Here is a 12,774-nt window from a genome sequence, read left to right on the forward strand (position 1 = left end):
GACTTCGGGAAGTCGGCCGACATGGAACGATCCGATCGACCGTCACGGAAAGCGTGCCGCAAATCACCGCAAGTAGCCTGTTACTTGCGGGTAGTCAGAGGTGGCCAGGGGGTCATAGTCTGCATTCATGGCATCCCCGACGGTTCCCGCCAAAGGCGCGGCAGAGCACAAGCTCCCCAGGACCCTGATCGAGCGGCTGGCCTCCCACGTGGCCTCGGACGGCGCCGAGACCGCGACCATCCCGACCCCGTTCACCGGCGAGCCCCTCGCCACCGTCCCGGTCTCCACGGCCGCCGACGTGCTGAAGGCCTACGAGCGGGCCCGCGAGGCGCAGCGCTCCTGGGCGCGGCTGCCGGTGTCCGAACGGGTCAAGCCGTTCCTGCGGCTGTCGGACGCGCTGGTGGACCGCCGCGACGAGATCCTCGACGTCATCCAGTTGGAGACGGGCAAGGCGCGTCGCCACGCGATGGAGGAGTTCCTCGACGTGGCGCTGTGCTCGCTCTACTACGCGCGCCGCGCGGAGAGGCTGCTGAGGCCGCGCCGCCGCCAGGGCATGATGCCGGGCGTCACGCGCGTCCGCGAGCTGCGCCACCCGAAGGGCGTCGTCGCGCTGATCGCCCCCTGGAACTACCCGTTCGCGCTCGGCGCCAGCGACATCGCGCCCGCGCTGATGGCGGGCAACGCGGTGATCCAGAAGCCGGACACCCAGACCTGCCTGTCCAGCCTGTGGGTGCTGGACCTGCTGATCTCCCTCGGGCTGCCGCGCGACCTGTGGCAGGTCGTCGTCGGCGAGCCGGCGGAGATCGGCGACCCGCTGATCGACAACGCCGACTACCTGTCGTTCACCGGCTCCACCAAGGGCGGCAAGGCGATCGCGGGGAAGGTCGCCTCCCGGCTCGTCGGCTACTCGATGGAGCTCGGCGGCAAGAACCCGATGATCGTGCTGGACGACGCCGACGTCGAGCGCACCGCCCGCGGCGCCGTCCGCGCCTGCTTCACCAACGCCGGGCAGCTGTGCATCTCGATCGAGCGGATGTACGTGCACGAGGCGATCTACGACCGGTTCGTGCCCCGCTTCGCCGAGATCACCAAGAACCTGAGGCTCGGCACCGAGCTGAGCTTCGACGTCGAGATGGGCTCGCTGACCTACCCGCGCCAGCTCGACGTCGTCACCCGGCACGTCGAGCAGGCCGTCAAGGAGGGCGCGACGGTCCTCGCGGGCGGCAGGCCGCGCCCCGAGGTCGGCCCGCTGTTCTACGAGCCGACCGTGCTCACGGACGTGACCGGCGAGATGGACCTGTGCGCGAACGAGACGTTCGGCCCGGTCGTCGCGATCTACAAGGTCAAGAGCGAGGAGGAGGCGATCCGCCGCGCGAACGACACCGAGTTCGGGCTGAACGCCTCGGTCTGGACCAAGGACGTCGCGCGCGGACGCCGCGTCGCCGCCCGCCTGGAGGCCGGGACGGTGAACGTCAACGACGGGTTCGGCGCCGCGTTCGCCTCGTACGACGCGCCGATGGGCGGGATGAAGCAGTCCGGGATGGGCCGCCGCCACGGCTCGGAGGGGCTGCTGAAGTTCACCGAGGTGCAGACGGTCGCGAGCCAGCACTTCATGGACCTCGAACCTCCCGGGAAGATCGGCTACGACACGTTCGCCGACGTCATGGCCACCGGCATCAAGCTCATGAAGCGGCTGCGCGTCAAGTGAGCGGGGACGTGCCGATGGATTACGACGTCCTGGTCGTCGGCTCGGGGTTCGGCGGCAGCGTCACGGCGCTGCGGCTGACCGAGAAGGGCTACCGGGTGGGGGTGGTCGAGGCGGGCCGCCGCTTCGACACCAACCCGACCGGCGCGCCGGGGTCCCGCTACCCCGAGCTGCCGAAGACCAACTGGCGCGTCTCCCGCTACCTGTGGGCGCCCGCGCTCGGCCTCACCGGGATGCAGCGCGTCCACGTGATCCGCGGGCGAAGACCAGCCGCGTCATGGTGCTCGCGGGCGCGGGGGTCGGCGGCGGGTCGCTGAACTACGCCAACACGCTGTACGTGCCGCCCGAGCCGTTCTTCAAGGACCGGCAGTGGGCGCACATCACCGACTGGCAGGACGAGCTCAGGCCGTACTACGAGCAGGCCCGCCGGATGCTCGGCGTCGTCCGGAACCCGACGACGACCGAGGCCGACAAGGTGATCAAGAAGGTCGCGGACCGGATGGGCAAGGGCGACACGTTCGTCCGGACGCCCGTCGGCGTGCACTTCGGCGCCGGGCCGGGCATCGAGACCGCCGACCCGTACTTCGGCGGCGTCGGGCCCCGGAGGCGCGGCTGCCTGGAGTGCGGCGAGTGCATGGTCGGCTGCCGCCACGGCGCCAAGAACATGCTCACCGAGAACTACCTCTACCTCGCCGAGAAGGCCGGCGCGCGGGTCATGCCGCTCAGCCGCGTCACCCAGGTCACCCCCCTCGCGGGCGGCGGGTACGGGGTGGAGATCGTGCGGACGGGGTCGTTCGGGCGCAACCGCAAGACGCTCACCGCCGAGCAGGTCGTCTTCGCCGCCGGGACGTACGGCACGCAGAAGCTGCTGCACAAGCTGCGCTCGACCGGCCGCCTGCCGGGCCTGTCGCCCCGCCTCGGCGCGCTGACCCGCACCAACTCCGAGGCGATCCTCGGCGCGGGCCGCCGCAACGGCGTCGCGGGCCCCGACTACTCCGAGGGCGTCGCGATCACCTCGTCGTTCCACCCGACGCCCGACACCCACATCGAGCCCGTCCGGTACGGGCGCGGCTCGAACCTGATGGCCGGCCTCCAGACCCTGCTCGTGGACGGCGACCGGCCGGGCGAACGGCACCGGCCGCGCTGGGCGAAGTTCCTCGGCGAGGTGGCCCGGCGGCCCCGCGACCTCGCGCAGCTCTTCGACGTGCGGCACTGGTCGGAACGGACCGTCATCGCCCTGGTCATGCAGGTCCGCGACAACTCGATCACGCTGCGGCCGAAGAAGGGCCCGTTCGGCTGGGACGTGCGCGCCGAGGAGGGCCACGGCGAGCCCAACCCGACGTGGATCCCCGAGGGGCACGAGGCCACCCGGCTGCTCGCCGAGGAGACCGGCGGGATGGCGGGCGGCGCTTGGGGCGACCTGTTCGACGTCCCGCTGACCGCGCACTTCCTCGGCGGCTGCGTGATCGGCGACTCGGCGGACAGCGGGGTCATCGACCCGTACCACCGGGTCTACGGGCACGCCGGGCTGCACATCGTGGACGGCTCGGCGGTCTCGGCCAACCTCGGCGTCAACCCGTCCCTGACGATCACCGCCCAGGCCGAACGGGCGATGTCGTTGTGGCCCAACAAGGGCGAGGACGACGCCCGGCCCGCGCTCGGCGCCCCGTACCGGAGGCTGGCGGCGGTCGCGCCGAAGAACCCGGTCGTCCCCGTGGACGCCCCGGCCGCGCTCCGCCTCCCCATCGCCGGCATCACCTGACAGGCGTTCGCCGACGTCACGTGACGCGCGTCGGCGCGCCGCCCCCGAGGCGGCGCGCCGACGTTGCGGCTCCCGCGGCGCGCCGAGGCCCCGGCGCCCGCGCGGCCGTTCAGCGGCGGTAGGCGGCCCAGACCTTGTGGAGCCGTTCGCCCTGGCCCTTGGTGAACTCGTGCATGCAGCTGTCCCAGGCGTAGTCCATGAAGTTGTGGACGGGGTCGTCGCCGGCGGACGGGCAGGTGTCCTTGCCGGTCGGGCAGCCGTTGGTGGGGTCGCGCTCGTCGGGGGTGTCGGCCACCCGGTCGCCCGCGCCGCCGCAGCCGTCCTGGAACGTGTGGTAGAGCCCGAGCCAGTGGCCGGTCTCGTGCGCGGCGCTGTAGCCGAGGTTGAAGTGCTCGATCGACCCGCCCGGCATGGACCCGGCGTGGACCACGACGCCGTCCTTCTTCGGGTCGCCCTTGTACTTCCAGGGGAACGTCGACCAGCCGAGCAGGTCCTTGCCGAGGTCGGCGCTGTAGAGGTTGAGCGCGCCGGCCCCGCCCTGGCGCAGCTTGGGCTTGAAGGCGGCCTCGTGGCGTTCGGGATCGGAGTACCAGGCCGCGTCGTCGGACCGCGTGACCTTCTTCAGCTCGAACGAGAAGCCCGTGTCGGCGCCGCCCTTCCGGCCGCCGTAGGTGTCGTTCAGCACGGTGATCTGGCGGTCGATCAGGGCGTTCGACACGTTGCCCCTCGCGCCGTCGTGCAGGACGTGGAAGTAGACCGGGATCCTGACCTGCGCTCTGCGGACCTGCTCCTCCGCCTCGGGTGACCGGTGCTCGCCCGCGCGCCGTCCGATGCCGAGGCCCGCGAGGACGTCGGCGAGGTCGCGCTCGACCGTCGCCGCCTGCGCGGGGGTCAGCTCGTTGCGCTCGCGCGCGCCCGAGTCGGGGTCGCGGACGCGGGCGTCCGCGCCGGCGCGGCCATGGCCGGACGCGGGAACGGCGGGAACGCCGGGAACGGCCGGGGCGCCGGGGCTCGCGCAGCCGCCGGGGCCCGCCAGGTGGACGGTGCGGGCAGGCGCCGCAGGGGCCACGGGCGTGGCGGCCGGGACGGCGGGCGCGGAGGCGGCGATCAGGGCGGCGGCTGCGAGCAGCTTCACAACACTCCTATGGACGAGGGCGGGAGACCCACGAAGGCGAGCCCGGACACAGGGCGTTACCAACTCGTACCAGAGAGAGACCGCCCGAGGTGCGCTCTGAGGCCGAAAGCAAGCCGACCGTTACCATCCGGACGCTCTTCCATGCACAAACCCGGCCTCCGGGCGGCGGGCGGGACGGGCCCGGCACGCGCCCCGGGCCGGGGCGGCCGGTATCGGCGCAGGCAGCGGCCCGTAGACTGGGGGTCTCCCTGATATCCCGTGCCGTTCCGCGAAAGGCGTCCTCGGTGCCCGTAGACCAGTCCTTTGACACCGTGCTCGTCGTCGACTTCGGCGCCCAGTACGCGCAGCTGATCGCGCGGCGGGTGCGCGAGTGCAACGTCTTCAGCGAGATCGTGCCGTCCACGATGCCCGCCGCGGAGATGCTCGCCAAGCGCCCGAAGGCGATCATCCTGTCCGGCGGTCCCGCGTCGGTGTACGAGAAGGGCGCGCCGATCGCCCCGGACGGCCTGTTCGACCTGGAGGTCCCGATGCTCGGCATCTGCTACGGGCACCAGGTCATGGCGCAGGCCCTCGGCGGCACCGTCGAGAACTCCGACGTCGCCGAGTACGGCGGCGCGTCCGTCGCCGTCGCCGACCCGGGGATGCTGTTCGAGGGGCTGCCGGGCGAGCAGGCGGTGTGGATGTCGCACCGCGACTTCGTCAGCCGCGCCCCCGCCGGGTTCACCGTCACCGCCAGCACCGAGGTCACCCCGGTCGCCGGCATGGAGAACCGCGAGCGCGGCTTCTTCGGGGTGCAGTTCCACCCCGAGGTGCTGCACACCGAGCACGGCATGGAGATCCTGCGCCGGTTCCTGTACGAGGGCGCGGGCTGCCGGCCCAGCTGGACGATGGTCAACATCGCCGACGAGTCGATCGAGGCCGTCCGCGAACGGGTCGGGAGCAAGCGGGCGATCTGCGCGCTGTCGGGCGGGGTCGATTCCGCCGTGGCCGCGGCGCTCGTCCAGCGGGCCATCGGCGACCGGCTGACCTGCGTGTTCGTCGACCACGGGCTGCTGCGCAAGGGCGAGCCCGAGCAGGTCGAGAAGGACTTCGTCGCCGCCACCGGCGTCAACCTGCACGTGGTGGACGCCCGCGAGCGGTTCCTCGCCGCGCTCGACGGGGTGACCGACCCCGAGCAGAAGCGCAAGATCATCGGCCGCGAGTTCATCCGGGTCTTCGAGGAGGCCGCCCGCGAGATCGTCGGGGGCGCCGAGGGCGAGCCGGTCGAGTTCCTCGTCCAGGGCACCCTGTACCCCGACGTGGTCGAGTCGGGCGGCGGCACGGGCGCGGCCAACATCAAGTCGCACCACAACGTCGGCGGACTGCCCGAGGACCTGCGGTTCGAGCTGGTGGAGCCGCTGCGCACGCTGTTCAAGGACGAGGTGCGGCGGCTCGGCGAGCAGCTCGGCCTGCCCGCCGAGATCGTATGGCGCCAGCCGTTCCCCGGCCCCGGCCTCGGCATCCGGATCATCGGCGCGGTCACCCGCGAGCGCCTCGCCGTCCTGCGGGACGCCGACGCGATCGCCCGCGAGGAGCTGACCCGCGCGGGGCTCGACCGCGACATCTGGCAGTTCCCGGTCGTGCTGCTCGCCGACGTCCGCTCGGTCGGCGTCCAGGGCGACGGCCGCACCTACGGCCACCCGGTCGTGCTGCGCCCGGTGACCAGCGAGGACGCGATGACCGCCGACTGGGCCCGGCTCCCGTACGACGTGCTCCAGCGGATCTCCACCCGGATCACCAACGAGGTCAGGGAGATCAACCGGGTCGCCGTCGACATCACCAGCAAGCCGCCCGGCACCATCGAGTGGGAGTGACGCATGAGAAGGGCCCGGGTGCGTTCGCACCCGGGCCTTTTCGCGCGCCGGTCAGACCGTGGCGGGAGCCAGGGCCGCCTCGGCGTCGAGGGTCGCGGCGGCCGCGTTGACGACCGCGGCGACGCGCAGGGCCTCCTGGACGAGCTCGCGCGAGAGCCCGGCGTCCCGGACGACCTTCTCGTGCGACTCCAGGCAGCGCCCGCAGCCGTTCACCGCCGACACCGCGAGGCACCACAGCTCGAAGTCGACCTTGTCGACGCCCGGCTTGCCGATGATCGACATCCGCAGCTTGGCCGGGAGGGTGGCGTAGGTCTCGTCGCCGATGAGGTGCGTGGCGCGGTAGTAGACGTTGTTCATGGCCATGATCGAGGCGGCGCCCTTGGCGGCCTCGAACGCCTCGGCCGACAGGTAGTCGCCGGCCTCCTCGGCCAGCTCGCGGATGACCGTGGCGCTGCGGGTGGCGAGGGCGCAGGCCAGGACCGTCCCCCAGAGCTGCTGCTCGGAGAGCTGCGAGGTGGACGTCACCGAGCCGAGGTTGAGCTTGGTGTCCTTGGCGTAGCCCGGGAGGGCGTCCTTCAGCGTGTCAACGCTCACAATCGTTCCTTTCAACGCGGACGGCCGGCCGCGTCGCGACCGGCCGCCGTTCGTGCTGGGGAGGGGGATCAGACCCCGGCCATCAGCTTGGAGGCGTCGAGGGTGTCCTCGCCCTTGTTCCAGTTGCAGGGGCACAGCTCGTCGCTCTGGAGGGCGTCGAGGACCCGCAGGACCTCCTTGACGTTCCGGCCGACCGAGCCCGCCGTGACCATGGAGAACTGGATCTCGTTGTTCGGGTCCACGATGAACGTCGCACGCTGGGCCACGCCGTCCTCGGTGAGGATGCCGAGCGCCGAGACGAGCTCCCGGTTGAGGTCCGACATCATCGGGAACGGGATCTCGCGCAGGTCCGGGTGGTCCTTGCGCCACGCGAAGTGGACGAACTCGTTGTCGACGGACGCGCCGAGCACCTGGGCGTCGCGGTCGGCGAAGTCCTCGTTGAGGCGGCCGAACTCGGCGATCTCGGTCGGGCAGACGAAGGTGAAGTCCTTCGGCCAGAAGAACACGACCCGCCACTTGCCCTCGTAGGACTTGTGGTTGATGGTCTCGAAGGCCTTGTCAGCGTCCAGCGAGACGCAGGCGGTCAGCTCGTACTCGGGGAACTGGTCACCGACACTAAGCACGCATGCTCCTTGTTTCACGAATGAGAGCCCCGCACGGCGGGGCTTCGATGTTGGGAACGTGCCGCCGGGGCCTGTGTTCACCCAGCGGCCGATGTGACTCAGCGTGCCGCAGCCCGGTTGAAAAGAGAAATCGATCTATCCCATCGCGTTGATAGGGCCGTCCTATCAATCGCGGAGGACATCCGCGTGTCCAGGGACGATGCCGGAGCCCCGCCTCCCGTCACCCGCCCGGCGATGACCAAGATCACAGCGAGGGCCGTCCCGACCGCAGACACGGAGTGTAGCCGCAAACCCCCAACCCCACCTAATCCCCTCCTCACCCGGGACGGGTCCCGAGGTGTGCGGGTTAGCGTGTCGGCGGCTCGGGGGCGGGACGAGGGGAGCGGCAGACATGGACCGAGAACGACGTCGGGAACGGCGCGTGGTGTGGCTCGTGCTCGCGCCGGTGCTGGTGCTGCCGCTTGCGGGGTGCGGCGATGACGAGCCGTCCTCCGGTGCTGGCCACTCGTCGGCGGCGAGCACGCCGCCGCCGTCCGCGCCGTCCAGCGCGAGCGCGCCGCCCTCGAAGTCGGCGACCCCGGCGCCGGTCAAGGCGAAGGACGGCAAGCGGCTGGCGGCCTGTTCGGACGCCCGCTGCGAGGTTCAGGTCAAGGCGGGCGAGACCATCCGGTTCACGGGACGCGCTGCGCGCAAGGCTGGTTTCGAGGACTTGAAGGTGAAGTCCGTCCGGCCGGACAAGCTCGTCTACACGATGGCGTCCGGCGCGGCCACATTCACCCAGCCGGGGCCGCCTGACTCCGTCAACGTCAACGGCATCTCGCTGACCTTCGTCCGCGCCGAGGCCGGACGCGCGACCATTCGCATCGGCAAGCCGGTGCCCGGCGCGACGCAGTTGAGGGTCGGAGGCGGCGGCATGTCGGTCACCACCCCCGGCGGCTGAACCCCGGCCTTGCGAGCGGCGGAAGTCAGCAGGTGAGGACGGCGAACACGGTTTTGCCTCCGGACGGCTCGGGCCGTACGCCGCACTCGCGCGACAAGGCTTCAACGATCGCGAGCCCCCTGCCCGCGACGTCTTCGAGGCCGGGTGTGCGTTGTTCGGGCGCTTCGGGGCTCGCGTCCCAGACCTCGACCGAGAGGTCGGACCCGTTCAGCGCGACGGACACCCGCACTTCCTGATGCGGCGTCGCGCGCACGGCATTGGTGAGCAGCTCCGACACGACGACCCCGACGTCCTCGACGGTCGGCCGGGGCACGCCCCAGCCGAGCGCCGCGCCCTCGCAGGCGCGCCTGGCCGCGCCGACGACCGACGGCGTCGCGAGATAGGAACCGCTGAACTCTTTCCGCGGGATATTGATCACCGGATGACCGGCAGGCCGGTGCCGTACGGAGGTCATGGATTTCTTCGCCTTCGTGGGATTCGGATTTGTCGCGGACCGCCTCCACAGCGTGACCGGTGAGATCTAAGGTGGGGAACGCCAAGCCCCGGTACTTCGCGACATACCAAGTGCGGAGGTCCCCTATGCCCGCTTCTGTGCCGATCGATCCCCGGGCGAGCATGAAAGCTCAGCTCTCCTTCACATTGCGGATGATGCGCGAAATGAAAGGACTGAGCCAGGACCGGCTCGCCAAGGAGCTCTATACGACGCGCGAGACCATTGCCGCCTACGAGAGCGGCCGCAACCGCCCGGACGAGACGTTCTGCAAGATGCTCGACGAGTTCTTCGGCACCGGGGAACTGTTCCAGGGCCTCTGGCACCATGCGCAGCGCGAGCACCTGAACGAGTGGTTCGAGGCGTACGTCGCCCACGAGAACGAGGCCACGGAAATCCGAACCTTCCAACCGCTCTACATCCCCGGCCTCCTCCAGACCGAGGGGTACATGAGAGCCAACGCACTCCCGCACACGCGCGTTGAGGAAGGCATCGCCAGGCGCTTGGCTCGGCGGGAGGCTCTGGTTCGTGACAACGACCCACCTCATTTCTTCGCCGTTCTCGACCAGGCGGTCATAGTGCGTCCGGTCGGTGGCAGAGAAGTCATGAGAGAACAGCTTCAGTACTTGCTGGAGAGGAGCGAGCTACCGAGGGTGCATCTTCAGATCATCAAGTTCTCCCAGGGTTGGTATTACGGTCTGCACGGTCCGATCGTCGTGCTGAGCAAGGCCGACCGCAGCAGGGTCGGCTATGCCGAAGCTCAGTTCGGTGGCAGACTGATCCAAAACCCACCAGAGGTCATTAGGGCGGGCCTCAGGTTCGACGAGCTCAGGGGACGAGCCCTCTCGGAAAACGCCAGCCGGTCCTTGATCCGGCAGACGATGGAGGAGATGCGTGATGATCCAGTGGCGGAAGAGTAGTCACAGCCAGGGGCAGGGCGAAGGCGAGTGCGTCGAGGTTTCCGTCAACGTTGCCGGGTGCACGTTGGTACGTGACTCCAAGGATGTTGAGGGGCCGCGCTTGATGCTGGGGCGGTCTGAGCTGGCCGGGCTGGTCGCGCGGGTCAAGGCGGGCGAGTTCGACCTGTAGGGCGGCATAACCGGTGGGGGTGCGAACGGGTGGTTCGTACCCCCACCGTCCCCGATCGGATGGAGGCTTGATGATCCAGTGGCGTAAGAGCAGTCACAGCCAAGGCCAAGGCCAGGGGGAGTGCGTCGAGGTTTCCGTCAACGTTGCCGGGTGCACGTTGGTGCGTGATTCCACGGATGTTGAGGGCCGAGGTTGGTGTTGGGGCGGTCTGAGCTGGCCGGGCTGGTCGCGAGGGTCAAGGCGGGCGAACTCGACCTGTAGGCGGGTTGGTCGATGGGGGCACGGACGTGGGGTTCGTGCCCCCATTGGTGTCTTCTCGGTTGTACGGAGGAGGCCAGCAGGGGGGCTGAGCTGGGGTGGGGTAGTTTTTGGGGTGGTGATCGGGGGGTTGGGATCGGTAGGCCGACGGTGGCTCAGCTTCGGGCGTTCATGGCGCTGGCGGAGCATCTGCACTTCCGGGACGCGGCGGCGGCGTTGCGGATGAGCCAGCCCGCGCTGTCCGGGGCCGTCGCGGCGCTGGAGGAGACGCTCGGCACCCAGCTCGTGGAGCGGACGACGCGCAGGGTGCTGCTCACGCCCGCGGGGGAACGGGTCGCGCGGCGGGCCGAGCGGGTGCTCGCGGAGCTGGACCGGCTCGTGGAGGACGTGCGGGCCGTGCGGGGGACGCTGGTCGGGCCGCTGCGGGTCGGGGTCATTCCGACCGTCGCGCCGTACCTGCTGCCGGTCGTTCTGCCGAGGTTGGCGCGGGAGTATCCCGAGCTGGAGCTGTCGGTGCACGAGGAGCAGACCGACCACATCGTCGCCGAGCTGCTCGCCGGGCGGCTGGACGTCGTGCTGCTCGCGCTGCCCACTCCGGCGGCGGGCGTGACGGAGCTGGTGCTGTACGACGAGGAGTTCGTGCTCGTCGCGCCGGAGGGGCACGACGTAGCGGACGGGCCGATCGCGCGGGAGGCGCTCAACGAGCTGGACGTCATCCTGCTCAACGAGGGGCACTGCCTGCGCGACCAGGCGCTCGACGTGTGCCGCGAGGTCGGGGCGCGTGCCGCCGCGGCCACGTACGCGACGAGCCTGGCGACGCTGGTGCAGCTCGTGTCGGGCGGGCTCGGGGTGACGCTCGTTCCGGAGACGGCGCTTCCGGTGGAGACGCGCCGCGCGCCGAACCTCCAGCTCAGGCGGTTCGCCGAGCCGGCGCCGTACCGGCGGATCGGGCTCGGCTACCGTTCCACCTCGCCGCGCGCCGCCGAGTTCGAGGCGCTCGCCGAGGGGATCCGCGCGGCGGTCGCGGAGGCCCGCGGCTGAGCCGCGCGAGGCGGCCAGAGGACGGTCAAGTCTGGGTCAGGTGACGGGCCCGGGATGGCGATGCGCGGACGCTCCAGGGGCCGGTGTCGCCATGCTCGTCGTACGCGTTCTTCCCGCCCGACCGATTGGGAGGCCGGTCTTGCCCCCGAAGCTCAGCGTCGTCGTGCTCGGCGACGCGCCGCGCCTGGACGAGTGCCTCGGGTCGCTGGCCGCGCAGACCCTGCGGGAGCTGGAGGTGGTCGTGGTCGGGTCGTCCGCGGCCGGGGCGTGGTGCGAGCGGGACGGGCGGTTCCGGACGGCCGAACGGTGGGAGACGGCCGCGACGGGCGAGTACGTGGCGTTCGCCCGGCCGGACGGGCGGGTGCCCGCGCACGCGTACGAGGAGCTGGTCGGGTCGCTGGAACGGACCGGCGCCGACGTCGCGTGCGGCGCCGTCCAGGGGGTGCGGCCGGGCGCCGGACCGCGGCTTCTGTACGACCGGACGCCTTGGAACAAGGTGTTCCGCCGCGCGTTCTGGGACCGCGCGGGGCTCGGTTTCGAGGACGGTCCGTGGGCGCTGTCGGCCAAGGCGTACGCGCTGGCGAAGTCGGTGGACGTCTTGCCGGACGCCGTCTGCGAGCCGGTGGAGGACGGCGACCTCGCGGGGCGGCTGATCGAGGCGGGCGCGGTCCGGGCGGTCGTGGCCGAGCACGCGCCGGGGCTGCTCGCCGCGTTCGACGAACGGGTGCTGGTGGACGAGCTGCGCGCGCTGCTGGACGCGCTGCCGTGCGTGGGGCAGCGCGAGCGGGATGACCTGGTCGGGGTCGGCGCGGCGCTCGCCGCCGGGCTCGGCCCGCGCGTCCTGAACGGACTGCCCGCGATCGAACGGCTCCCGCTGCACCTGCTCAAAGTGGAGATGGTGCCGGAGCTGCTGGAGGTGCTGCGCTTCGTCCGCGAGGGCGGGCCTGGGCGGACGCAGGTGGTGCGGCGGGGGCTGCGTCCACGCTGGTACGCGCCTTATCCGTTCTTCGGCGACCGGCGGGTTCCCGCGCACGTGTACGACGTGACCGACGAGCTGGTACCCGTCGCGGCGGTCGATCGCGCGCGGTGGGTGGACGGGCGGCTGCGGATCGAGGGCCACGCCTACATCCGGCACCTCGACGCGTCCGCCGAGGACGCCTCCCGGATCCGGCTCTGGCTCGTCGCGGGCAACCGGCGCGGGCTGCTCCGCGTCCCGGTCCGGCGGACGCGGCGGCCGGACGTGACCGCGGATTCCGGGCAGTCGGCGGTGTCGTACGACTGCTC

At 71.1% G+C, this 12,774-nt stretch carries 11 protein-coding genes and 1 pseudogene; 8 read left to right on the forward strand and 4 right to left on the reverse strand.

Annotated features, from left to right (window positions below):
* The first annotated feature begins 127 nt into the window (after positions 1–127).
* Complete coding sequence (locus GEV43_RS19225) at positions 128–1,708, forward strand: succinic semialdehyde dehydrogenase (RefSeq protein WP_160821880.1); 1,581 nt, start codon at positions 128–130, stop codon at positions 1,706–1,708.
* Positions 1,709–1,722: 14 nt separating this feature from the next.
* Positions 1,723–3,467 (forward strand): annotated as a pseudogene (locus GEV43_RS19230) (GMC oxidoreductase).
* Positions 3,468–3,576: 109 nt separating this feature from the next.
* Here GEV43_RS19230 and GEV43_RS19235 read toward each other — a convergent pair.
* Complete coding sequence (locus GEV43_RS19235) at positions 3,577–4,602, reverse strand: zinc metalloprotease (protein WP_309239713.1); 1,026 nt, start codon at positions 4,600–4,602, stop codon at positions 3,577–3,579.
* A gap of 284 nt (positions 4,603–4,886) precedes the next feature.
* On the opposite strand from GEV43_RS19235, the gene guaA reads away from it, so the two are divergent.
* Complete coding sequence (gene guaA, locus GEV43_RS19240) at positions 4,887–6,455, forward strand: glutamine-hydrolyzing GMP synthase (RefSeq protein ID WP_160821881.1); 1,569 nt, start codon at positions 4,887–4,889, stop codon at positions 6,453–6,455.
* Positions 6,456–6,506: 51 nt separating this feature from the next.
* On the opposite strand, the gene GEV43_RS19245 is transcribed toward guaA, so the two are convergent.
* Positions 6,507–7,049: a carboxymuconolactone decarboxylase family protein gene (locus GEV43_RS19245; RefSeq protein ID WP_160821882.1), complete on the reverse strand. Its 543-nt coding sequence runs from the start codon at positions 7,047–7,049 to the stop codon at positions 6,507–6,509.
* A 68-nt stretch (positions 7,050–7,117) separates the two neighbouring features.
* Complete coding sequence (locus tag GEV43_RS19250) at positions 7,118–7,672, reverse strand: peroxiredoxin (protein WP_160821883.1); 555 nt, start codon at positions 7,670–7,672, stop codon at positions 7,118–7,120.
* 433 nt (positions 7,673–8,105) lie between these two features.
* On the opposite strand from GEV43_RS19250, the gene GEV43_RS19255 reads away from it, so the two are divergent.
* Complete coding sequence (locus GEV43_RS19255; protein ID WP_160821884.1) at positions 8,106–8,612, forward strand: hypothetical protein; 507 nt, start codon at positions 8,106–8,108, stop codon at positions 8,610–8,612.
* 25 nt (positions 8,613–8,637) lie between these two features.
* Here the strand turns inward: GEV43_RS19255 and GEV43_RS19260 are convergent, their stop codons facing one another.
* Positions 8,638–9,066, reverse strand: a complete 429-nt coding sequence (locus tag GEV43_RS19260) for an ATP-binding protein (protein ID WP_160821885.1) — start codon at positions 9,064–9,066, stop codon at positions 8,638–8,640.
* Between the two features lie 137 nt (positions 9,067–9,203).
* On the opposite strand from GEV43_RS19260, the gene GEV43_RS19265 reads away from it, so the two are divergent.
* The 4 genes from GEV43_RS19265 to GEV43_RS19280 all read left to right on the forward strand — a co-directional run bounded on the left by GEV43_RS19265 (position 9,204) and on the right by GEV43_RS19280 (position 11,490).
* Positions 9,204–10,022 carry a Scr1 family TA system antitoxin-like transcriptional regulator gene (locus GEV43_RS19265; RefSeq protein WP_160821886.1) on the forward strand — a complete coding sequence of 273 codons (819 nt, stop codon included), beginning with the start codon at positions 9,204–9,206 and terminating at the stop codon, positions 10,020–10,022.
* A complete protein-coding gene (locus GEV43_RS19270) occupies positions 10,000–10,191 on the forward strand; it encodes a DUF397 domain-containing protein (RefSeq protein ID WP_160821887.1) in 192 nt (63 codons plus the stop codon). The genes GEV43_RS19265 and GEV43_RS19270 overlap by 23 nt, the downstream gene beginning before the upstream one ends.
* Before the next feature lie 70 nt (positions 10,192–10,261).
* Positions 10,262–10,675 carry a DUF397 domain-containing protein gene (locus GEV43_RS54955; RefSeq protein WP_160821888.1) on the forward strand — a complete coding sequence of 138 codons (414 nt, stop codon included), beginning with the start codon at positions 10,262–10,264 and terminating at the stop codon, positions 10,673–10,675.
* On the forward strand, positions 10,600–11,490 hold the full coding sequence (locus GEV43_RS19280; protein WP_309239714.1) for a LysR substrate-binding domain-containing protein: 891 nt from the start codon (positions 10,600–10,602) through the stop codon (positions 11,488–11,490). The genes GEV43_RS54955 and GEV43_RS19280 overlap by 76 nt, the downstream gene beginning before the upstream one ends.
* The last annotated feature ends 1,284 nt before the right edge of the window (positions 11,491–12,774 follow it).

The sequence above is a fragment of the Actinomadura sp. J1-007 genome, from assembly GCF_009793335.1.
In the GTDB taxonomy this organism is placed as follows: domain Bacteria; phylum Actinomycetota; class Actinomycetes; order Streptosporangiales; family Streptosporangiaceae; genus Spirillospora; species Spirillospora yumaensis.